The sequence below is a fragment of the Nakamurella multipartita DSM 44233 genome, assembly GCF_000024365.1.
GTDB lineage: Bacteria > Actinomycetota > Actinomycetes > Mycobacteriales > Nakamurellaceae > Nakamurella > Nakamurella multipartita.
This window is the reverse complement of record NC_013235.1, coordinates 246,456-267,375: the sequence shown is the minus strand read 5'-3', so window position 1 is coordinate 267,375 and position 20,920 is coordinate 246,456. Positions and strand designations below refer to the sequence as shown.

The following is a 20,920-nucleotide window of genomic DNA, read 5'->3' as shown; positions in this document are numbered from 1 at the left end:
CTGCCCATGCTGGCAAACAAATGTGACGGTGTTGTGTCGCTGCGCTGTCAGCTGCCCAGATAGGTGGAGTACGAATACGTGCTGGTCAGCACGGCAATGTGGTAATGATCCCGGTCGCCGGACAGCTCGAACGAGACGGCGATGGACGGGTAGAACACCGCTCCATGACGCGCCCGGAAGTAGTCCTCGGTCTCCAGGGTGAGCCGGTACCGGCCCGGGGCCAGGCCGGTCGCGTTGAGCTGGAAGACCCGCCCGTCATCGTCGGTGCGGCCCCGGCCCACCTCCGATACACCTTCCGGAGTCAGGCTTTCCAGGTTGGCGGGGATGCCACCGGCGGGCCGGCCGACGGTCGTGTCCAGGACGTGAGTGCTGAGCCGGACGATGGTCATGACGCCAGTATCTCGACTCACCAGGCCAGTGTCAGCAGCTGGTCCTCGCGCAGTTCACCGAGCGGGATGCCGCCCAGGCCGGCCTCGGCCAGCACCGTGGCCGAGGCCGATTTCGGCAGCCGCTCTAGCCAGTGGGCGATCGCCCGGGACAGCGCCTCGGGCAGCAGCTTGCCCATCAGGTGCAGCCGGGAGAACCCGCCGTCGGGGTAGACGTCCACCCGGACCGCGGTGACCTGCCGGTCGGCCAGCACCCGGAACCGGTTGCGCGCATCCGGCGAGATCGCACGCTCGGGCACGATCTCCCGCCAGGCCGAGGTGTCGGTTCGCCGGGCCGAAAGACGCACCCGCCCAGGGGCATTGCCCAGGAAGTAGCCGGTGTCGATGGTGACGAACTCCAGCTCGGCCGGGCCGGCCAGGGTGACCACCAGGTAGTCGTTGCCGGCGGTCCGCCGCCGCGCGGTCTCCCAGCCGTCGGCCATCGACTCGGCGATGCCGGGATAGAGCACGTGGCGGGCGTCGGAATAGAACATGTCCGAGCATTCGGCGATGTCCCCGCCGTGGTGAATCGCGGCCAGATCGATCCGATCGCCCAGCACCCGCGGGTCGGGCACCGCGGTGCCCAGGACCCGCAGCCGGGCCACCCCACCGTCGGGATAGATGTTGAGCCGGACATGGGTGAAGGCCTGGCTGTTGTAGACGCGGTAGGTGTTGGCGGTGTCGCCGCGGGCCGCGGAGATCGGCACGATCGTCGTCCATTCCGCGGCATCCAGCGCGGCCCGGTCGGGCGCACCGTCCAGCCAGGTCGCCTCCATCGACACCTCGGGCGGGTAGTTGCCGCGGAAAAACGCCGTGTCGACGACGATCTCGTGCAGCACGCCGGGAACGCCGAGGGCCACGACGGCCCAGTCGTGACCGGGGGTGCGCCGGCGCCGGGTCTCCCACCCGTCGTAGATCTTCCCGTGCGGGCCGAAGGTGCTCACGTCGTGCACGGGTGCGCCCGGCATCAGCAACGCCTCGCACGGGGCGAAGAACTCGTCGCTGACGTAGCGCACCGATGCGCCCAGGGCCCGGCTGGCCAGGTTCAGATCGGTCCGCTTCATGCGCGCTCTCCCGCTGGTGTCCGCATCTGGATCGGTGGGTCCGAGCCTAAGGGGACGGCCCGCGCGACCCGGCGACGGGCCGCTCAGCCGGGTTCGTGACTGATCAACCGGCCGGCGACCAGATCGTCGGACAGCTCCGTGCCGCGCAGCCAGCGCGCCCGCACCACCCCGCGCAGCTCCCGGCCCAGGTACGGGGTGATCCGGTTGCGGTGCCGGATCATCCCGTCGGTGACGGTGAAGGTCTCGGCCTCGGCCAGGATCACCAGATCGGCGTCGGCGCCGACCTCCAGCCGCCCCTTGTGGTCCAGGCCGGCCAGCGTCGCCGGGCCGGTGGACATCCAGCGCACCACGTCGGCCAACGGCACCCCGCGCCGGTTCGCCTCCGCCCACACCGCGGCGAAACCGAACTGCAGGCCACCGATCCCGCCCCAGGCCAGGCCCAGGTCACCGACTTCCAGCAGCTTGAGCTCGGCCGTGCTGGGGGAATGGTCGCTGACCACGATGTCGATCGTGCCGTCGGCCAGCCCGGCCCAGAGCGCCTCCTGATCGGCCCGGCCCCGGATCGGCGGGCAGCACTTGTACTGCGGGGACCCGTCGGGGATGTCCTCCGCATCGAAAACCAGGTAATGCGGACATGTTTCGGCGGTGATCGGCACGCCGTCGGCCTTGGCCCGGCGGATCAGGGCGACGCCGCCGGCGCTGGACAGGTGCACGATGTGGGTGCGGCAGCGGGTGATCGCGGCCGCCTCGATACACGCTTGGACGGCGGCGGTCTCGGCCGCCTCGGGCCGGGAGGCCACGAATGCCTGGTAATCCCGGCCCTGCGGGGTCGGCGAGGTGTGCAGCACCCCGGGATCCTCCGCGTGCACCAGCAGCAGCCCGCCGACCTCGGCGATGGTCCGCATGGCCGCCCGCATCTCGGCGGTGGTCACCGGGGGGAATTCGGGGACGCCGGAGTCCTGCAGGAAGCATTTGACGCCGAAGACGCCGGCCGCGAACAGCTCCGGCAGGTCGGCCAGGTTGGTCGGCACGCAGCCGCCCCAGAAACCCACGTCGACCCGGCACCGGCCGCGGGCGGCGGCCCGCTTGGTGGCCAGCGCGGCCGCGTTCAGCGTCGGCGGCAGCGAGTTGAGCGGCATGTCGATCAACGTGGTGACCCCGGCCGCGGCGGCCGCGGCGGTGGCCGTGTCGAAGCCCTCCCACTCGGTGCGCCCGGGCTCGTTGATGTGCACGTGGGTGTCCACCAGACCGGGGATCAGCACCTCGTCGTCGGTCAGGGTGGCGACCAGCCGGCTCGGTGGGGCCGTGCCCAGCGGCGCCAGGCCGACGATGCGCCCCAACCGCACGGCCACGCTGACCGCCTGTTCCCGCCCGTCGACGAGCGCCCGCGGGGCGTGCACCACCAGTTCCACGGGCCGATCCGGATCCTGTCCCTCACGCGCGATTGACCGCATCGCAGCAGGGTAAGCCCGTCGACCGGGCAGCGGACAACCCGGGCGTCGACCGGTGGGCAGGCGGCCGGGCGGGGCCGGTGTTACAACCTGCGCATGGGCATCTGGCTGAACCTGCTGGTGGTGCTGCTTCTGCTGATCATCGGCGGCTTGTTCACGGCGACCGAACTCGCCCTGGTCTCCCTGCGCCCGGGTGAACTGGCCGACCTGCGGGCGCAGGGACCGCGCGGCGCCCGGGTGGCCCGGCTGGCCGGCCAGCCAACCCGGTTCCTCGGGGCCGTGCAGATCGGCTCCATCGTGGCCGGGTTCTTCGCCGCCGCCTACGCCACCGCGACCCTGGCCGAACCACTCGGTGCGGCGATGGGCCGGGCGGGACTGGGCGAGGACGGCGGGGAGACCCTGGCCGTGCTGATCGTCACCCTGGCGACCACCTTCCTGGCCCTGATCATGGCCGAGCTGACCCCGCGCCGGTACGCGATGCAGCGCCCGCAATCCGTGGCCGCCCTGCTCGGTCCGATCCTGGACCGGCTGGCCACGCTGCTGCGACCGGTCATCTGGCTGTTGGAGAAGTGCACGAACGGCCTGTTGCGGCTGTTGCGGGTCGATCCGAAGGATTCCCGCGCGGAGATGAGCGTGGAGGAGGTGCGCGAGCTGGTCCTGGCCCATGAGGAGGTCCCGGACCAGGAGAAACAGATCATCCGGCAGGTGTTCGCGGCCGGCGAGCGGACCATCCGGCAGGCCATGGTCCCCCGGGCCGCGATCGACTTCCTGTCCACCGCGGCCACCGGCGCGCAGGCCCGGCGGGCCGCCTGGGAGCACACCCACACCCGGTACCCGGTGCTGGACGAGGCCGGCCAGGTGGCCGGGTTCCTGCACGTGCGGGATCTGTTCGCGCCCGAACTGGATCCCGGCGCCCCGATCCGGGACCTGGTCCGGCCGATCAGCGCCTACCCGCCGAACAAGAAGTTGTTGGCCGTGCTGCGCGAGATGCAGACCGGGGCCGAGAACATCGCCGCGGTCGTGGACGAGTACGGCCAGCTCAAGGGCATGGTCACCCTCGAGGACGTCGTCGAGGAACTCGTCGGCGAGATGTACGACGAGTACGACCGCATCCCCACCGCCACCCCCGGGGACGCCACCGTGGTCGACGGCCTGACCGGCCTGTCCGACTTCGGCCGCCGGCTCGGTTTCGAGCTGCCGGCCGGCCGGTACGACACGGTCGGCGGGTACCTGCAGGCCGCCCTGGACCGGACGCCCCGCGCCGGGGACGCGGTCGAGGTCGCCGGCCACCGGCTCACGGTCTCCTCGGTCGCCGGCTGGCGGGTCGGTCAGGTCACCGTCGAACCGCTGTCGACGCCGGTTCAACCGGACTGAAGCGGGCACTCTCGAGCCATGGCCAAGGATCTGTTCCCGATCATCAATGTCGCCGCCATCGAGCCGGTTCGTGCCTTCTACGAGCGGGTGTTCGGGGGCACCCTCGCCTACCGGTTCCCGCCGGAGGGGGACCCGGTCTACCTGACCCTGCGGATCGGCACCGGACAGCTGGCCATCGGAGTGGGCACCGGGCCGGCGATGTACGGCCAGGTGCCGCTGCCCGCCACCGGGCACGCCGTCGACATCTGCCTGTACGTCGGTGATCTCGACGCCGCCCGGGCCGCCGCACCGGAGGCGGGCGGCCAGGTCGTCGTTCCCGCACAGGACACCCCGTGGGGCGAGCGGGTGGCCTACCTGCGCGATCCGCAGGGCACGATGCTCCTGGTCATCCAGGACACCGACGGCTGACCGCCTCGTCGCCGGCGATCCGCGGGCTACTTCACCCGGCGCACGGCGGGCGGATGCCAGGTGCCGTCGAGCACCGCCGGGGCCGGCGCGTAGAGCCGCATGGTGATGCCCACCGGACCGGTCGGCGCCGGCAGCCAGTTCGCCCGCCGGTGCGGTCCCGGATCGCCGTGCTGCATGTAGATGTCCAGCGAACCGTCCGGATTGAAGACCAGCGGGTCCCGGTCGCCGATGGCGAACCGGTCCAGCTCGTTGGGCGCCTGGAAGCCCTCGGCGTCGTACATCGTGATCGACCAGAACGCCTGGGCCGGTGGCAGCTGATCGGCGTCGAAGTGGATGACGTAGTCGTGGTCGCCCACCGTCGGCTTGCCGTCCGCGTCGGCCACCAGCAGCGGGTAGACCGCATCCTGCGCCGGGTTGGCGCCCAGGCCGACCAGGGTGATCACGGCCCGCCGGAAGTACTCGTTGCCGTAGACGCCCATCGTGTCGGTGAGCATCGTCCACCCGTTCACCGGTGCGGCCAGCCGGGCGACGCCGGCGTGCAGCGCCGCCTGGGCGGCCTTCGCGCCGGCCTCGATCTCGGCCAGTTCGGCGGCGTCGAACCGGCCGGCGTCGAAGTCGACGCCGGGGGCCACACCGAGCAGGGACATCCGGGCCACCTGCGAGAAGTCCGACCGGTGCGGCGGGTTCACCGCCATCGTGCGCGCGGCGAGCGTGAAGAACTCGGCCGCGCTCATCGCGTCGACCAGGCGCAACGGCTCGGTGGTGGTGTCCACCGACTCGTCGATGACGAACGTGCTCGGGCCGGCCAGCTCGGTGATCCGCAGCCCGTCCTGGAACGCGTTCACCGCGGCGTAGTCGGCCGGCCCGTTGGTCTGGGTCCGGCCGATGACCCACACGTGCGGGGTCGGCGCCGCGATCGGGGTGGCGCCGGCCGGCAGGTCGCCGGTGTACCCCGGAGCGGTCACCACGAACGTCTGGGCGCCCGTGCCCGTGGTCCGCTTGCCGGGGTTGGCGAACACGTCGGTCCACATGTCCAGCATCGGCATCATGTAGTAGCGGTCGTCGCTGTCGGGCACCTCGACGACGACCGGGCCGCGGGTCAGGTCGAGCCAGGCCGACGAGTAGAGGGTGTCGAAATTGGGCCGCACCACGGCCCGGAAGTCGGCGTCGGGGAACGTGCGCAGGTGGTGGAACTGGTTGGGCGGCCCGAAGCCCTCGCGGGTGCCCGGGGGAATGTTCGCCAGCTGCTGGCGGGTCACCTCCATGGTCACCAACGGGTACAGATAGATGTACGCCTCGTGGCTCACGGTGCGCAGATCACTGGCCAGAATGCTCACTCGACCTCCTGTTGTCAGAGGCGGAGTCAAACACTTTCGGTGACCGATGGAATCGCCCGCACGGGGTGAGCTACCCGATCGGCTCCAGCACTTCGCGGCCGCCGAGCCCGGGCTGCAGGGCCTTGGGCACCCGCACCGAACCGTCCGCCTGCTGGTGGTTCTCCAGGATCGCGACCAACCACCGGGTCGTGGCCAAGGTGCCGTTGAGGGTGGCCGCGACCTGCGGCTTGCCGTCCTCGTCCCGGTACCGCACCCCGAGCCGCCGGGCCTGGAACGTCGTGCAGTTCGAGGTCGAGGTCAGCTCACGGTAGGTCTGCTGGGTCGGCACCCAGGCCTCGCAGTCGAACTTGCGCGCCGCGGACGAGCCCAGATCACCGGCCGCCGTGTCGATCACCCGGTACGGCAGTTCCATCTGGGCCAGCATCTGCTCCTCGAACGAGAGCAGCTGGGCGTGCTGATCGGCCGCGTCCTCCGGCTTGCAGAACACGAACATCTCGACCTTGTCGAACTGGTGCACGCGCAGGATGCCGCGGGTGTCCTTGCCGTAGGAACCGGCCTCCCGCCGGAAGCACGACGACCAGCCGGCGTAGCGCAGCGGACCGGCGGACAGGTCGAGGATCTCGCCGGCGTGGTAGCCGGCCAGGGGCACCTCGGCGGTGCCGACCAGGTACATGTCGTCGGCCTCGAGCCGGTAGATCTCGTCGGCGTGCGCCCCGAGGAAGCCGGTGCCTTCCATCGCCTCCGGTTTGACCAGCACCGGCGGGATCATCGGCACGAAGTCGTGCCCGATCGCGGTGCTCACCGCCAGGTTCAGCAGCGCCCACTGCAGCTGCGCGCCGACCCCCCGCAGGAAGTAGAAGCGGGCCCCGGACACCTTGGTGCCCCGCTCGATGTCGATCGCGCCGAGACGTTCGCCCAGCTCGACGTGGTCCCGCGGGGTGAAGTCGAACTCGGTCGGCCTGCCGACCTCCTTGACCACCAGGTAGTCCTGTTCGCCGCCGGGCGGGGCCCCCTCGATGATGTTGGCGATGGACCGGTGGGCCACCGCCAGGGCGGCGTTGGCCTCCTGCTCGGCCGCCTCGGCCAGCTTGACCTCGGCCGCCATCGCCTTGCCCCGCTCCAGCAGGGCCGGCCGCTCGTCCTTGCTCGCCTGGCCGATCGTCCGGCCGTAGGACTTCTGCTCGGCGCGCAGCGAGTCGGCCCGGGCGACCGCGGCCCGGCGGTCCGCGTCGGCCGCCAGCAGCCGATCGACCGCCCCGGAATCCTCCCCACGAGCGTGCTGGGAGGCGCGGACACGGTCGGGGTCGTCACGAACGATGCGCAGGTCGATCACCCGGTGAGGGTATCCCGGGCGGTCGGACCGGCATGCGCCGCCGACCGGGCCTGGACAATGGACGGGTGGCCGTACAGATGTCGATGGACGCGTTCGAGGACCTGGTCGCCGAGGCCCTCGACCTGATCCCGCCGGAGTTCACCCGGGCGATGGACAACGTGGTCGTCCTGGTCGAGGATCGTCATCCCACCCAGAACCTCTACGGGCTCTACCACGGGGTCGCCCTGACCTCGCGGACGTCGAGCTACTCCGGGCATCTGCCCGACACCATTACCATCTACCGGCTGCCGATCCTGGCTCACGCCCACGACGAGCAGCAGGCCCGCGAGCAGGTGGCGACCACCGTCATCCACGAGATCGCCCACCACTTCGGCATCGACGACGACCGGCTCGACGAACTGGGCTGGGCCTGAGCTCAGCGCGCTGCGGACAGTTCGCGAGCGAGCCAGGGGTAGCGGTCGGTGTCACGACCGGCGTAGTCGGGATCCAGGTAGATGTGCAGCCGCTGGATCTTCATGTCCCAGATCTCGAAGATGTTGCAGAACCGGCCCGCGCCCCACTGCGGGCGGCCGGCCTGCCAGTCCCCGTCGCGGTGCCGGCCGCGGGTCAGGCCCTCGACGGCGACCGTCGTGCCCCCGGAGAACACGAAGTTCAGGTGCGAGGTCGTGTGGTCGATCCATTCGAAGGTGCTCCCCAGATCGGCGAACATCTGGCCGACCTCGTCAACGCCCTTGGCCAGGCCCCACTTGGGGAACCAGACCATGCAGTCATCCGCGAACAGGCTCAGGATCGGTTCGCCGGTGCTGCGGATCCCGCCCCGGTCGAAGGTGTTGAAGTACTCCAGGATGAGCGCCTTGCGCTGCTCGTCGGTCATCGTCTGGGTCGAGAGGGTCATGGTGGTCTCCTCGGGTCTGGTGGGTCGCTGGTGCGTGGTCGGGGGGTCAGGCGGAGGCGGGCGCGGTGCCGCGCCGGTCGTGCGCCGATTCCTGGTGGGCGGCGCGGGCGGCCCGGTGGGCCAGCGCGATGATCGGCCCGAGCGTCGCGCCGCCGGCCCAGTACGAGCCGGCCGAGGCGGATGCGACGCAGTTGCCGACGCCGAACAAGCCGGGGATCGGGGTGTCGGTGTCGTCCAGGATCCGGCCGTCCGGCGTGGCCTTGGGTCCGCCCTTGGTGTCCAGAGTGCCGCCGGTCAGCAGCGCGGCGTAGAAGGGCCCCTCGGCCGAGATCGGGTGCATCGTCGCGTTGGGGTAGGGGTTCGGACCCACCGCGCCGTTGAACTGGAGCTGCACTGCGGTGGTGCCGCGGGCGAAGTCGTCGTCGACCCCGCGACGGGCGAAACCGTTGAACCGTTCGATGGCGGCCGTCAGGTTGCCCTGGAAGTCGGCGGACAGCTCCAGTCCCCGGTATGGGAGCTGTAGCACGCCAACCGTTCCCGGACCCGATCGGCCAGCTCGGCCAGGGTGTCGGCCCGGATCACGTACGGGCAATCGGCCGGCGCGGGCACGATCGGGTTGCCGTAGTCGGCGCTCGCGCTGTGCTCCTGGGCCCGCTGGTCCCAGATCGAGATGAGCACCCGGTTGGGGTAGTTGGCGGTGACCGGATCCCAGCGGAAGAACTCCTGGGCCAGCTCGTTGTACTGCAGCTTCTCGTTGACCACCCGCCGGCCGGCGGCGTCGACCATGATCATCGAATCACCGCCGTGGGAGAAAACGCCGGTCAGGGTGGGATCGCCGGCGATGGAGCCCTCCAACGAGATCGGGCACATCCAGGCGTAGTTCATGTTGCGCAGCTGGGCCCCGGCCCAGCCGGCGATGCGCACGAAATCGCCCTCATTGGTGCGGGCGCCGCACCCGGGATACAGCGGCAGCGAGAGGTAGTTCTTGCGCAGCTCGGCGTCGTGGGTGAAGCCGCCGGTGGCGAAGATCACCGCCTTGCGGGCCAGGAACCGCACGGTGCGTCCGTCGTGATCGGTGGCCTCGACGCCGGCTACCCGGGGCCCGTCGACCACCAGTCGCTGGACCCGGTGCCCGGTCCGCAGGCTGATGCCGTCGGCCAGCGCGGCTCGCGTCATCGATTCGACACTGCGCAGCCCACCGTCCGCCATCGACGGGGACGCCTGCTCGTGGATGAGCACCCGGCCGCGCGGGGCGGCGTTCTCGGGCAGTTCGGCCCAGTAGTCGCAGGACTGCGCGACGTGCCGGTAGGGCAGGGCCCCGTGCTCGCGCAGGGTCTCGGCAGCGGTCGAGGCGCTGTCGTAGATCGCCTCGAATTGCTGGTACGACCAGGTGTCCAGGCCCAGGGTCGGGCTCTGCGGGTCGTAGTCGGTGGGCCGGGACAGCCGGCTGACGTAACGCAGGAAATCCTCCCGCGGGTCGTCGATCCCGGCCGTGCGCATGGCCTCATTGCCCGGGATCCAGTACCAGAAGGCGGCTTTGCGCGCGGTCCCACCCACCTGGTCGGCCTTCTCCAGCAGGATCACCTCGTCGCCGAGCCACCGGCTGAACAGTGCGGTCGGCAAACCGCCGCCGCCGGCGCCGACCACGATGACGTCCGCGGACGCCGCGGCGGGGGTGTCGTCCACCGGGACCGGCGTTGCGCTCTGGCGAGCGGGAGGGGGCTGATGGGCATGATGGGCGGTCACGCGGCACTCCTGGGGTCGTGGCCGGCGCGGGTGGCCGGGATGTCGGCGCGGGCGAGGATGCGGCGCAGGGCGGTGTCCAGGTCGGCGGCCGGCGCATCGGAGGATCCCGTTGAGCGCCAGGCGATGTGGTGGTCGGGGCGGACCAGCAGGGCGCCGGCGTCGGTGATCTCCCGCAGCTGCGCCCACCGGCCCAGGACGTCAGCCGCCTCGGCCTGGGGTCCGACGATCCTGGCGTCCAAGGGGATGCCGAGATCGGCGGCGACCTTGCGGGCGGCCTCGACCCAGTCCTGCCCGCGCAGGCCGGCCAGCAGGGTGAAGCGGCCCTTGCCGACCAGGTCGAGCGTCGAGACGGGCTGCCGGTCCAGTTCCAGCTGGGCGTGCGGCAGCCGGGCCCCGGGGTGGGTGGTCGGGTGGTGGTACAGCTCCGGATCGCGGGTCGGCGCCGGCCAGGCGGTGCCGTCGTCGATCACCGCGGTCGAGGCGTATCGCTGGTCGAGTTCCACGCCGTGGCAGTTGAACTGGTAGTTCTGCAGTTGCACCGCCGCGTGCAGCCGCTGCCGCCGCTGCTCGCCCACCGCGGTGGCGCCGAACAGCTCGTCCAGACTGGCCCACCCGTCCTCGGCGCTCTGCCCGTGGGTGAAGCCCAGGGCCTGCGAGATCGGCAGCATGTCCTGCACGCTGCGCATCGCCCGGTCGACGACCTGCCGGCCGACCGGCTGCCGCTCGTCGTGATAGCTGTCCAGCAGGGCCGGCCCGGCCTGCCCGCGCAGCACGTGGGCCAGTTTCCAGGCCAGGTTGAACGAGTCCTGGATGGAGGTGTTGGTGCCCAGCCCGTTGGCCGGGGGATGCCGGTGGGCCGCGTCGCCGACGAGAAACGCCCGGCCGCGGCCGAATCGGGTGGCCACCACGTGGTTGATCGACCACTGGCTCACCGCCTTGATCCGGATGTCGACGGCGGGGTCGCCGATCGTGGTCTGGGCCCGGTGGATCAGGGCGGCCTCGGACAGGTCGGGTTCGCCGTCGTCGGGGTTGTACATGGACAGCAGGACCCATTCGGTCCACGGTTTGACGCAGATCCAGGTCCCGGAGCCGACCCAGAAGTCGTTGCCCGGCTGGCTCATCCAATACAGGGTGCCCGGGCGGTGGGCCGTGTACTTGGTGAGGTCGGCCTCGAGCCAGACGTTGACGGCGGCGCCCAGCCCCATCTGGCCGTCCATCTCGAAGCCGAGCTGGTCGGCCACCAGCGACCGTCCGCCGTCGGCCCCGACGACGTACTTGGCGTGAATGCGGAATTCCTGACCGGTTTCTCGGGCCCGCACCTGGGCGGTCACGCCCTCGTCGTCCTGGCTGATCGCGACGACCTCCATCCCGAAACGGATGTCGGCGCCGAGATCGAGGGCTCGTTGCAGCTGGACCGGCTCCATGACGTGCTGCGGGATGTTGCCCATGGCGCAGGGGCTGGCCAGGTCGTAGTCGGTGCGGCGCTCGGGTCCCGACCCCCAGGTGAGCAGGCGGGCGATCTCCGGTCCGGCGAAGCTGGTCGCCCACACGTTGTTGCCCATCAGGTCGTTGGCCGTCGCGACCCGGGTGATGTCGGCCTCCATACCCAGGTCGCGGAAGACCTCCATGGTTCGCTGGTTGGTGATGTGCGCGCGGGGCGAGTGCGCCGTCCCGCCGTACTTGGTCACGGTGATCGCGTCGATGCCCTCGCGGGCCAGCAGTGCGGCCATGGCCAGGCCGGACGGGCCGGCCCCGACGATCAGGACGTCGGTGGTGACGATATTCACGAAAGGCTCCTTCGGCTTTCGGTGGATCGAGGCGGGCAGGTCGCTACTTGCTGTGGGCGCCGACCATCAGCGCACCCAGGTCTTCGGGCTTGAGAAAGGACGGGGGCGGCGGCGGGCCCCAGTTGAACAACCCCCGGGCGCCCTCCAGGACCTCGGGTTCCCAGATCTCGTCCTCGGGGATGACATCCATGTCGGAGAAGTACTCGGAGAAGTTGCCGGCCGGGTCCTTGAGGTACCAGAAGAAGTTCGAGCCGGCGTGATGCCGGCCCAGGCCCCAGACGTGCCGCTCGGGATGGTCCTCGAGCATCGCGCACGCACCCCGGCCGACGTCGTCGACATCGTCGACCTGCCAGCTCGAATGGTGCAGATAGGTGACCGGCGACTGCAGCGCCAGGAAGTTGTGGTGGTCTTCGCTGCACCGCAGGAAGGCGCCCTTGTCCCCGATCCGGTCGGAGACCTTGAACCCGAGGCCGTCCACCAGGAACCGCACCGTCGCGTCCAGATCGGTGGTGCCGGAGACGACGTGACCCAGCCGGCGCGGGGTGACCCGCCCGGTCCGCACGACGCCGGGCGCCCGCCCCGACCGGTCGACCCGGCCCGGTCCGTTGTACGGGGTCGCCGACCGGGTCGGCTGGACCAGCCGGTCCTGCACCGTGATCGTGGCCCGGATCCGGGTGACCGGATCGGTGGCCTCCAGGGTCCGGGGATCGGGCCGGTCGGCGGCGAACCCGGCGCGGGCCAAAGCGGCGGCGATGCGGGCGATGTCGTCCTCGTCGTCGACGCCGACCCCCAGCTCGACCAGGCGCCGGGCGGCCGCGTGGCTGACCCGCAGCTGCTCGCCGCCGTCCGTCGTCGAGAACGCGCCGTCGGCGCCCCGACTCAGGCCGAACTCCTGGTAGTAGTCAGCGGTTTGCGCGACGTTCGGCACGCCGATCTCGATGTGGGTCAACCGGTGCAGGCTCACGACGCCACCTCCGCCGCCGGGGCCGGGCGCTGGCTGCGCGGCGCATGGCCGTGCTCGTCGGCGGCAACGAAGATCTGACGGAGCTCACCGATCCCCTCGGGGGTGGAGACCAGTTCCTGGCCGGGCCGGATGTACAGCGGGGGTGTGCGACCCAGCCCGACCCCCTCGGGGGTTCCGGTGAAGATCAGGTCCCCGGGGTGCAGCGCGATGATGCCGGACAGGTCGCTGATCAGCCGGGCCACGCCGAACAGCAGGTCTTTGGTATTGCCCTCCTGCACGATCTGCCCGTCGAGCGTGCACTGCAGCGCCAACGAATCGCGGTCGGACAGCGCGTCCGGGGTGACCAGCCACGGGCCGGTCGGCGCGAAGCCGGGGAAGGACTTGCCCAGCCCGAACTGCGGGGCGGGCGTGCTGAACTGGGTGGCCCGGTCCGAGATGTCCTGGCCGACGGTCAGTCCGGCGACGTGGTCCCAGGCCGCGTCCTGCGCCACCCGTCCGGTGGTGGCCCGGCCGATGACTGCGACCAGTTCGATCTCCCAGTCGGTGTCGCCGCCAGCCGGCAGCACGACCGTGCTGACCGGTCCGGTCAGGCTGGAGACGAACTTGGGGAACAACGGCGGAAGCACCTGCGGCGCCGCGAATCCGGACTCGGCGGCATGGTCGGCGTAGTTCAACCCGAAGGCCAGGATCTGGCGCGGTGCCGGCAGGGCGGGCCGAGTCGCACCGGGTCGATCGGCGCCCCGGAACCGTCGGCCGGCACCTGCTCGGCCCAGGCCCGGAACTCGTCCCACCGCGGGTAGAGCCCGGCCACGTCCGGCCCGAAACGGCCTCCGCTGGCCCGGTGCACGTCGATCGCCGAACCGTCGGCGGCCACGAGAACGGCCCGGTCGTCCAGATTGGCAAGTCTCATCGTTGAGTCCTCTCTCAGGTCCTGACGGCTTGGCGCCGGCCGCACCGCTGGGACAGTTCTACACCTCGATGTTCGTCATGCCAAGCAATTTTCGAATCTTTTACAGACCTGCGAATCTGCTACCCTGGGGGCGTGACCTCCTCCCCCGTCGCCGCCACCCCCACCCGGGCCAACACCGGTGAGGTCTACGACCAACTGCGGGCGGACATCCTCGGCGGCGTTCACCGGCCGGGGGGAAAGCTCAAGTTCGCCGAGCTCGGCGAGCGTTACGGCGCCAGCGTCAGCGTCATCCGGGAGGCGCTGACCCGACTGGTCGAGGCTCGGCTGGTCGAGAGCGAGCCGCGGATCGGGTTCCGGGTGGCGCCCCTGTCGCTGCCCGACTTGTGTGATCTGACGGCCACCCGGATCGACCTGGAGTCCCTGGCCGTGCGGTACGCGATCGAGCGCGGCGACATAGCCTGGGAGGCCGACCTGGTCGCCGCCCACCATCGCCTGGACCGCACGCCGATCGTGGCCGCGCAGGGGCCGCAGCGAGTCTCCGACGAGTGGGAGCTCGCCCACGCGGCCTTCCACCGCGCGGTACTGGCCGGCTGCGGCAGCCCCCGGTTGATCGCCATGACCGACGTGCTGCGCGACGGCGCCGAGTTGTACCGGCGCTGGTCCCAGCCGCAGGAACCCGGCCGGGACATCCCCGCTGAGCACCGGCGCATCCTGCAGGCCGTGCTCGACCGGGACGCCGAGGCGGCCGTCCACGCCTTGACCGAGCACTACCAGCGAACGGCCGAGATCCTGGAACGGGCCTACGCCGGCGAGTAGCCGAGCCCGTTCCGGGCGGTCGACAGGGCCCGAGCGGCCGATCTGGCCTACGCTCACCCCGGCCGGATCGCCGACCCCCGAGGAGTGCCATGCCCACCATCGCCGTGGTCGGCGAAGTCGTCGCCGATGCCGTGCTGCCCCCGGACGGGATTTCTGCGGGCGTCGCCCATCTGACCGTGCACCCCGGCGGTGGACCTGCGAACACGGCGGTCGCCCTGTCCCGGCTGGGCTCGACGGCCCGGTTCGCCGCCCGGATCAGCGGTGGCGCGCTCGGCGCGCTGTGCCGGGCCAAGCTCGAGGAGTCGCTGGTCGACCTGAGCGCGTCGGAAAGTGCCTCGGAGCCGGCCACCCTGGCCATCGCCCGGCTGGACGCGACCGGGGCGGCGTCCTACGAGTTCTACACCGACGGCACCGCCGACTGGGCCTGGACCGACGCCTCCCTGGCCAGGTTGATCGACGGCCCGTTCACCACCCATCCCGCGCCGGTGGCGGTGCACACCGGTTCCCTGGCCCTGGCCCTGCAGCCGTCCGGGCAGGTCATCGAGAACCTGCTGGCCCGGGCCCGACCGCAGATGACCGTCTCGGTCGACCCCAACCTGCGCCCGTTGCTGGTGCCGGTGACCTCCTACCGGCTGTGGATCGACCGGTGGGCCTCGCTGGCCGACATCGTCCGGCTCTCCGAGGACGACCTGGATCTGCTCTGGCCCGGCTGGACGCCGGAGCAGGCGGCGCTGCACCTGCACGCCTGCGGGGTGCCGCTGGCCGTGGTCAGCCTCGGCGGCGACGGCGCGTTCGCCTCCCTGCGCGGCGAGCAGCTCCGGGTGCCCATCGCCCCGACCACCCTGGTCGACACCGTCGGCGCCGGTGACTCGTTCCACGGCGGTCTGCTGCACCACCTGGCCGAGGCCGGGCAGCTCGGCGGGCGCCTGGACACCCTGACCGTCGACGGCCTGCGCGACGCGTTGACCTTCGCCTCCCGGGTCTCGGCGATCAACTGCTCCCGGGCCGGGGCCAACCCGCCGTGGGCCCGGGAACTGGCCTGACCGAACCGCGCCCCTCCCGCGCCCGCACCCGCACCCGTCACCCGCAATCCCCGCGTCGAGTGTGCAGAAAGCGCCCTTATCCGCCGGGATAAGGGCGCTTTCTGCACACTCGGCGGGGCCAGCGCGGGCGGGTGCCGGGCGGCCGCTACCGTCCCGACCAACACCTACGTCGGGAGGTCCCCATGGCGCTCGGTTGGACTCCGGTCGGCATCGATTCGCCGCTGCCGGTCGGCACCCCGGTCAAGCCGGACGAGCGGCTGAGCTGGCCCAAGACCATCGGGGTCGGCGCGCAGCACGTGGTCGCGATGTTCGGGGCGACGTTCGTCTTCCCGATCATCATGGGGCTCGATCCCAACCTGGCGATCATGATGTCCGGGGTCTGCACGATCCTGTTCCTGCTCATCGTGTCCGGGAAGGTGCCCTCGTACCTGGGCACCTCGGCCAGCTTCGTCGGCGCGGTGGTGGCGATCCGCGCGGCCGGCGGGACCACGGCGAACGTGACCGGGGCAATCCTGGTCGCCGGCGCGACGCTGGCGATCGTCGGCATCATCGTGCATCTGGTCGGCGGCCAGGCCGTGCGCCGGGTGCTGCCGCCGGTGGTCAGCGGTGCGGTCGTGATGCTGATCGGCTTCAACCTGGCTCCCGTGGTCGCCGGCGTGTACTGGCCGCAGGACCCGGGGGTGGCGCTGACCGTCATGGCGTTCACCATCCTGGCCGCGGTCGCCTTCCGCGGCTTCTTCTCCCGCATCGCCGTGTTCCTGGCCCTGATCTTTGGCTTCGTCCTGTCCTGGGTGCTGGACGAGGTGCTCGGCCCGATCACCTCGGCGACCGGGTCCGGCGAGGTCACCACCCACATGCGGGTCGACCTGTCGGGTGTGCAGGACGCCGCCTGGTTCGGCCTGCCGACGCTGCACGCGCCGGAGTTCCAGCTTCAGTTCATCCTGCTGGCCCTGCCCGGGGTGATCGCCCTGATCGCCGAAAACACCGGCCACGTGCGGGCCGTCTCCGAGATGACCGGCCAGGATCTGGACCCGTACCTGGGCCGGGCACTGTTCGCGGACGGGTTCGGCACCGCCCTGTCCTCGGCCGTCGGCGGGTCCCCCACCACCACCTACGCCGAGAACATCGGGGTGATGGCGGCGACCCGGGTGTACTCGACGGCCGCGTACTACGTGGCCGCGATCGTGGCGATCCTGCTCGGGCTGATCCCCAAGTTCGGCGCCATCGTCAGCGCCACCCCGGGCGGGGTGCTCGGCGGGATCACGGTGGTGCTCTACGGCATGATCGGCCTGCTCGGCGCCAAGATCTGGATCGAGAACCGGGTCGACTTCGGCAATCCGGTCAACCTGGTGCCGATCGCCGCGGCCATCATCATCGGCATCGGCAACGTGTCGATCTCGTTCGGCAACGACTTCGAGCTCTCCGGCATCGCCCTGGGTTCGATCGTGGCGATCGTGGCCTACCACCTGGCCCGGCTGGCCGCGCCGAAGCGGCTCCGCGAACCCCTGCTCTGACCAGCGCGCCGGGCCGCCCCTCCACCCGCTGTTGATCATGGCGTTCTCTGTCGCGGCGCCGGCGTGTCCCCGGCGTGTCGAGCAGAGAACGCCATGATCAACTTCAAGAGGGGGAGCCGGGGGGCGGCCACCGGCCGGGATGCTCCTATGGTTGTCAAGCTGCTTTGGCGGGTCGTTTTTCTGCGGACGCGGACGTAAGCGCGAGGAAGACTTCTCGGGCGACATATCGCTTGAGGCAGCGGATGATCTCGGGCTTGGTCAGCCCCTGGGCGGTGCGTCGGGCGATGTAGTTCTTGGTTCTCTGGTCGGTGGCCATGCGGGTGATGACGATGCGCCAGAGTGCGCTATTGGCGGCTCGGTCTCCGCCGCGGTTGAGCCGGTGCCGGGTCGTCCTGCCCGACGAAGCAGGCAAGGGCGCCACGCCGCACAGCATCGCGAAGGCGGCCTCGTTGGTGAGGCGGTCGGCATTCTCGCCGGCCGTGACGAGCATCTGCCCGGCCACGTCGGGACCGATGCCTTTGAGTGCGAGCAGCCCGGGGTTGATCTGGGCCACGAGCGGACCGAGCAGCTCGTCGAGATCGGCGATCTCGACGCTGAGCGCCCGGTGGCGCCGAGCAAGAGAGCGCAGCGCGATCTTGGTGGCCGTGCCCGGATCGCCGGCACCGGCACGGTCCGGCCGCTGGTCGGCGCAGACCTTGATCAGTTCTCGGTCGGGCAACGCCCGCAGCTGGGCGCGCAGCGATTCCGGTGCGGTGACGATCAGCGCCTTGATCTGTCGCTGCACGTCAGCGCGGTGCCCGACGGCCGAACGGCGCGCCACCCGCAATGCCCGCAGCGCCTCGACACGACCGTCTCGCTGCTTGGGCAGCCCGGTGCGCACCCGGGCCAACGCGGCCCGGGCCGCAGCCTCGGCATCGACGGGATCGGATTTGCCCTGCCACCGGCGGGCCTTGCGGTCGGGCCGGTCGACCTCGACCATGGCCACGCCCTGGGCGGCCAGCAATCGGGCCAGGCCGGCCCCGTAGACACCGGTGCCCTCGACACCGACCAGCAGCAGCGTCCCGAACCCGCGCAGCCACCGTAGCAACGCCCGGTAGCCGGCGGCGTCGGTGGGGAACTGGGCCGAGCCCAACACCCGCCCCGCGGTGTCCACCGCTGCCGCGGTGTGGGTGTCCTTATGGGTGTCCACACCGCCGACCACCTCGACCGCCGATGAGTCTGCTTGTCGCTCCGCTTGTACTGCTGTCATCGTTGACCTGCCGTCCTGTCGCTGAACCGGGAAGGGCGGCACGCGCCGGTCGGGCGGGCGGACAAGACAGTGACGGGGCCTCTGGCCAGGCTCCTATAAGGTCACGACGCCCGTCCGGCAGGTGCCGAGATCGCCGCCGAACCCCGGCCGACACATCCCGTTCAGGACACCACGGTCAGTCAGGGCACGAGTCAAGCCGAAGCTCGACGGCGATCCACCCCTACATCCTCACTGTCAGGACAGCCAGTCGCGCAGCTTGCCCTTGGGGTGCCGGACGCTGACCGAGCCGGACTTCTTGACCCCGGTGAGCACCAGCGTCATGCCGCGACCGCCGGTCCGCGGGTCCACCTTGTTGTGCACGTGGCCGCCGCGCATCTGCAGGCTCTCGACCCGGACGGTGCTGCCGACCGGGACGATGAACTCCGCGGCCCCGCCGTAGTTGGACCGGAACTCGACGGTCACGGTGGACGAGGCCAGCTGGGCCTGGGTGAAGTCGAGCCGGGTGCTCGCCCCGGTCCCGCCGATGACGATCAGCGGCGGCACCGACCAGTAGCCCTTGAACGTGCGCGAGCCCCAGCCCAGCAGCTCCAGCGCCCCGGTCGGGTGCGGCACCGCGCCCGAGTACCCCGGACTCGGCTGCGTCCGGGGCGTGGTGGCGGCGACCGCGTCGCCGACCGAGCGGCCGCCGATCTGCAGCCCGGGCAGGTCGACCAGCACCGCGTTCAGGTCGCGGCGGGTGCGGGCGGCAATCACCTTCCCGCTGCGCTCGGTGTACTCGTCGATGTCGATCAGGCCGCGGCCGGTGGCCTTTTCCAGCAGGCTCAGCACGTGCGCGCGCTCGTCGTCGGAGACCCGCAGGTCGCGCGGATCGATGGCTGGACCGGACACGAGGCCCAGGATAGTCAGCGCGGCGAGTAGTCCGAGGGGATGCCGGACCCGGTCGGGTCACCACCGGCCGGGCCGTCCGCCGGCGCGTCGTCCAACCTGGGCCCGCCCAGCGCCTGCCCGGCCCAGGTCTGGATCCGCCAGCCGTCGGCCGAGCCGTTGACCACGATCATCCCGGTGTTGTGCAGCGGCTGGAACCGGGCGAGCAGGTCCTGCCGCTGCTGCGCGTCGGTGCCGCGGGCGGTCGCCCAGGTCCGCAGCATCGCCCCGTGGGCGAACAGGGCCACGGTGCCGTCGTCGCCGACCCGGTCCGCGACGACCGCGGTGACCTCCTGCACGACGGCGTCGAATCGGGAGAGCACCTGATGCCCGGACGGCCCGCCCGGCATCGGCACGTCCAGGTTGCCGCTCATCCACTCGCGGACGGTCGTCAGGTAGGTCCGGACCGCGGGCTCGTCGCCGCGCATCTCCAGCTCGCCGGCCGGCACCTCGCACAGCCCGTCCCGAACCAGCACCGTCAACCCACGTTCGGCGGCCAGCGGGGCGGCGGTGAGCTGGGCCCGCGGCTGGGTGGACGCGGCGATCAGGTCGATCCGCTCGCCGGCCAGGGTGGCCGGCAGCGCGGCCGCCTGGGCCACGCCCAGGTCGGTCAGGCCAGGCCCGGGTGGAGCGGTGTCCAGCAGGCCGAGCACGTTGGAGGGCGTCTGGCCGTGCCGGATCAACAACAGCCGCACGTCAGCCGCCCCGCTGCCAGCGCCGGACCTGATCGTCGGCCTGCCGGTAGGCGTCGGGGGTGGCGAAGTCGGCGGTGACCTCGTTGACGCCGGCCGCCCGAGGGTACGAGCCGAGCCAGCGCAGCAGGGCCTGCCGGCGGATCAGCGCGGCCACCACGTCGGCCATCGCCGGGTCGTTCAGATGCCCGTCGGCGTCGACGAGAAAGTAGTAGACACCCATCCGGGACCGGGTGGGCCGCGACTCCAGGCGGGTCAGGTTGATGCCGCGCGAGGCGAACTCGCCGAGCACGGTAAGCAGCGACCCCGGGTGGTTGCCCACTGAGAGCACCAGGGAGGTGCGGTCGTTGCCGGTCGGCGCGGGTGGCCGGTCCGGCCGTCGCAACAGCACGAACCGGGTCACCGCGTCCCGGACCTCGCCGACATCGGCGACCAGGGTCTGCAGGCCATACCGCGATCCGGCGACCGGCGCCGCGGCGGCCGCATCCAGCTCACCGGCGGCCACGGCAGCCGCGGCCGCCGCGTTCGAGGCGGTCATCACGGCCTCGGCGGCCGGGAGTTCGGCGGCCAGCCAGCCGCGGATCTGGGCATGCCCGTGCGGGTGCGCCCCCACCGTCCGGATGGCCGACCGGTCCGTGCCCGGCCGGACCAGCAGGTCGAAGGTGACCGGGACGTAGGCCTCGGCGGTGATCAGCAGCGGCTCGCCGTGGGTGAGCTCATCCTGGGTGACCGGGACGGCGCCCTCGACCGAGCTCTCCATCGCCACGCAGGCGGCGTCCGCCCGGCCGGTCCGGACCTCGTCCAGGGCCAGCGACACCGACCCGGCCGGCGCCAGGTCGATCGGGCCGGTCAGCCGCTCGGCCAGCGCGCGGGAAGCCTGTTCGGTGAACGTGCCTTCCGGACCCAGATAGGCCCAGCGTTGCCGCCCCGTTGACTCCCGCTGCCCCACGCCTTCACCCTAGCCAGTGGCGAACCGGCCGGGCGCCGC

General features: G+C 71.4%; 20 protein-coding genes and 1 pseudogene. 6 read left to right on the top strand and 15 right to left on the bottom strand.

Annotation, left to right across the window (positions count from 1 at the left end; translation table 11 throughout):
- Nucleotides 1–47 precede the first annotated feature (47 nt).
- The 3 genes from uraH to allB form a co-directional block, all read right to left on the bottom strand.
- Complete coding sequence (uraH, locus tag NAMU_RS01170) at nucleotides 48–389, bottom strand: hydroxyisourate hydrolase (RefSeq protein WP_012814143.1); 342 nt, start codon at nucleotides 387–389, stop codon at nucleotides 48–50.
- 17 nt (nucleotides 390–406) lie between these two features.
- Nucleotides 407–1,489 (bottom strand): allantoicase, encoded by a 1,083-nt coding sequence (gene alc / locus NAMU_RS01165; protein WP_012814142.1) that lies wholly within the window; start codon nucleotides 1,487–1,489, stop codon nucleotides 407–409.
- An 83-nt stretch (nucleotides 1,490–1,572) separates the two neighbouring features.
- Nucleotides 1,573–2,943 carry an allantoinase AllB gene (gene allB, locus NAMU_RS01160; protein ID WP_052307733.1) on the bottom strand — a complete coding sequence of 457 codons (1,371 nt, stop codon included), beginning with the start codon at nucleotides 2,941–2,943 and terminating at the stop codon, nucleotides 1,573–1,575.
- 93 nt (nucleotides 2,944–3,036) lie between these two features.
- Here allB and NAMU_RS01155 point away from each other — a divergent pair, with 93 nt between their 5' ends.
- Entirely contained in the window at nucleotides 3,037–4,314 is a 1,278-nt protein-coding gene (locus NAMU_RS01155; RefSeq protein WP_012814140.1) for a hemolysin family protein, read from the top strand.
- 18 nt (nucleotides 4,315–4,332) lie between these two features.
- A complete protein-coding gene (locus NAMU_RS01150; RefSeq protein ID WP_012814139.1) occupies nucleotides 4,333–4,722 on the top strand; it encodes a VOC family protein in 390 nt (129 codons plus the stop codon).
- Between the two features lie 26 nt (nucleotides 4,723–4,748).
- Here the strand turns inward: NAMU_RS01150 and NAMU_RS01145 are convergent, their stop codons facing one another.
- Both NAMU_RS01145 and serS read right to left on the bottom strand, forming a co-directional pair.
- Entirely contained in the window at nucleotides 4,749–6,059 is a 1,311-nt protein-coding gene (locus tag NAMU_RS01145) for a DUF1254 domain-containing protein (protein ID WP_012814138.1), read from the bottom strand.
- 70 nt (nucleotides 6,060–6,129) lie between these two features.
- Nucleotides 6,130–7,392, bottom strand: coding sequence for a serine--tRNA ligase (serS, locus tag NAMU_RS01140; protein WP_012814137.1), 1,263 nt, complete (start codon nucleotides 7,390–7,392; stop codon nucleotides 6,130–6,132).
- Between the two features lie 65 nt (nucleotides 7,393–7,457).
- Between serS and NAMU_RS01135 the strand changes: the two genes are divergently transcribed.
- Nucleotides 7,458–7,805 (top strand): metallopeptidase family protein, encoded by a 348-nt coding sequence (locus tag NAMU_RS01135; RefSeq protein WP_012814136.1) that lies wholly within the window; start codon nucleotides 7,458–7,460, stop codon nucleotides 7,803–7,805.
- Nucleotides 7,806–7,807: 2 nt separating this feature from the next.
- Here NAMU_RS01135 and NAMU_RS01130 read toward each other — a convergent pair whose 3' ends face one another.
- The 6 genes and pseudogenes from NAMU_RS01130 to NAMU_RS01110 form a co-directional block, all read right to left on the bottom strand.
- Entirely contained in the window at nucleotides 7,808–8,287 is a 480-nt protein-coding gene (locus NAMU_RS01130) for a nuclear transport factor 2 family protein (protein WP_012814135.1), read from the bottom strand.
- Between the two features lie 46 nt (nucleotides 8,288–8,333).
- Nucleotides 8,334–8,813 (bottom strand): FAD-binding protein, encoded by a 480-nt coding sequence (locus NAMU_RS30285; RefSeq protein ID WP_052307731.1) that lies wholly within the window; start codon nucleotides 8,811–8,813, stop codon nucleotides 8,334–8,336.
- Nucleotides 8,756–9,973 (bottom strand): FAD-dependent oxidoreductase, encoded by a 1,218-nt coding sequence (locus tag NAMU_RS01125; RefSeq protein ID WP_052307728.1) that lies wholly within the window; start codon nucleotides 9,971–9,973, stop codon nucleotides 8,756–8,758. The genes NAMU_RS30285 and NAMU_RS01125 overlap by 58 nt, the downstream gene beginning before the upstream one ends.
- 56 nt (nucleotides 9,974–10,029) lie before the next feature.
- Nucleotides 10,030–11,820 carry an FAD-dependent monooxygenase gene (locus tag NAMU_RS01120; protein WP_012814134.1) on the bottom strand — a complete coding sequence of 597 codons (1,791 nt, stop codon included), beginning with the start codon at nucleotides 11,818–11,820 and terminating at the stop codon, nucleotides 10,030–10,032.
- A gap of 43 nt (nucleotides 11,821–11,863) precedes the next feature.
- The gene (locus tag NAMU_RS01115) at nucleotides 11,864–12,784 is read right to left on the bottom strand and encodes a VOC family protein (protein WP_012814133.1); all 921 of its coding nucleotides are present in this window, start codon (nucleotides 12,782–12,784) and stop codon (nucleotides 11,864–11,866) included.
- A pseudogene (locus tag NAMU_RS01110) lies at nucleotides 12,781–13,694 on the bottom strand (fumarylacetoacetate hydrolase family protein). The gene NAMU_RS01115 and the pseudogene NAMU_RS01110 overlap by 4 nt, the downstream one beginning before the upstream one ends.
- A 132-nt stretch (nucleotides 13,695–13,826) precedes the next feature.
- Between NAMU_RS01110 and NAMU_RS01105 the strand changes: the two are divergent.
- The 3 genes from NAMU_RS01105 (at nucleotide 13,827) to NAMU_RS01095 (ending at nucleotide 17,067) form a co-directional block, all read left to right on the top strand.
- Nucleotides 13,827–14,510 (top strand): GntR family transcriptional regulator, encoded by a 684-nt coding sequence (locus NAMU_RS01105; RefSeq protein WP_012814132.1) that lies wholly within the window; start codon nucleotides 13,827–13,829, stop codon nucleotides 14,508–14,510.
- An 89-nt stretch (nucleotides 14,511–14,599) separates the two neighbouring features.
- A complete protein-coding gene (locus tag NAMU_RS01100; RefSeq protein ID WP_012814131.1) occupies nucleotides 14,600–15,553 on the top strand; it encodes a carbohydrate kinase family protein in 954 nt (317 codons plus the stop codon).
- A gap of 182 nt (nucleotides 15,554–15,735) precedes the next feature.
- Nucleotides 15,736–17,067 carry a uracil-xanthine permease family protein gene (locus NAMU_RS01095; RefSeq protein ID WP_012814130.1) on the top strand — a complete coding sequence of 444 codons (1,332 nt, stop codon included), beginning with the start codon at nucleotides 15,736–15,738 and terminating at the stop codon, nucleotides 17,065–17,067.
- 154 nt (nucleotides 17,068–17,221) lie between these two features.
- Here the strand turns inward: NAMU_RS01095 and NAMU_RS01090 are convergent, their stop codons facing one another.
- The 4 genes from NAMU_RS01090 to pheA all read right to left on the bottom strand — a co-directional run bounded on the left by NAMU_RS01090 (nucleotide 17,222) and on the right by pheA (nucleotide 20,881).
- Nucleotides 17,222–18,316: an IS110 family RNA-guided transposase gene (locus NAMU_RS01090; protein WP_052307725.1), complete on the bottom strand. Its 1,095-nt coding sequence runs from the start codon at nucleotides 18,314–18,316 to the stop codon at nucleotides 17,222–17,224.
- Between the two features lie 234 nt (nucleotides 18,317–18,550).
- Entirely contained in the window at nucleotides 18,551–19,204 is a 654-nt protein-coding gene (locus NAMU_RS01085) for a DUF1707 SHOCT-like domain-containing protein (RefSeq protein WP_012814128.1), read from the bottom strand.
- Between the two features lie 14 nt (nucleotides 19,205–19,218).
- Entirely contained in the window at nucleotides 19,219–19,935 is a 717-nt protein-coding gene (locus NAMU_RS01080; RefSeq protein WP_012814127.1) for a histidine phosphatase family protein, read from the bottom strand.
- A 1-nt stretch (nucleotide 19,936) separates the two neighbouring features.
- The gene (pheA, locus tag NAMU_RS01075; RefSeq protein ID WP_012814126.1) at nucleotides 19,937–20,881 is read right to left on the bottom strand and encodes a prephenate dehydratase; all 945 of its coding nucleotides are present in this window, start codon (nucleotides 20,879–20,881) and stop codon (nucleotides 19,937–19,939) included.
- Nucleotides 20,882–20,920: the final 39 nt, after the last annotated feature.

Bases quoted from the DNA above. Each gene is read 5' to 3' on its own strand.
- NAMU_RS01130 (WP_012814135.1), bottom strand. From the start codon at position 8,287: ATGACCCTCTCGACCCAGACGATGACCGACGAGCAGCGCAAGGCGCTC.
- NAMU_RS01155 (WP_012814140.1), top strand. From the start codon at position 3,037: ATGGGCATCTGGCTGAACCTGCTGGTGGTGCTGCTTCTGCTGATCATC.
- NAMU_RS01090 (WP_052307725.1), bottom strand. From the start codon at position 18,316: ATGACAGCAGTACAAGCGGAGCGACAAGCAGACTCATCGGCGGTCGAG.
- NAMU_RS01100 (WP_012814131.1), top strand. From the start codon at position 14,600: ATGCCCACCATCGCCGTGGTCGGCGAAGTCGTCGCCGATGCCGTGCTG.
- uraH (WP_012814143.1), bottom strand. From the start codon at position 389: ATGACCATCGTCCGGCTCAGCACTCACGTCCTGGACACGACCGTCGGC.
- allB (WP_052307733.1), bottom strand. From the start codon at position 2,943: ATGCGGTCAATCGCGCGTGAGGGACAGGATCCGGATCGGCCCGTGGAA.
- alc (WP_012814142.1), bottom strand. From the start codon at position 1,489: ATGAAGCGGACCGATCTGAACCTGGCCAGCCGGGCCCTGGGCGCATCG.
- NAMU_RS01095 (WP_012814130.1), top strand. From the start codon at position 15,736: ATGGCGCTCGGTTGGACTCCGGTCGGCATCGATTCGCCGCTGCCGGTC.
- NAMU_RS01150 (WP_012814139.1), top strand. From the start codon at position 4,333: ATGGCCAAGGATCTGTTCCCGATCATCAATGTCGCCGCCATCGAGCCG.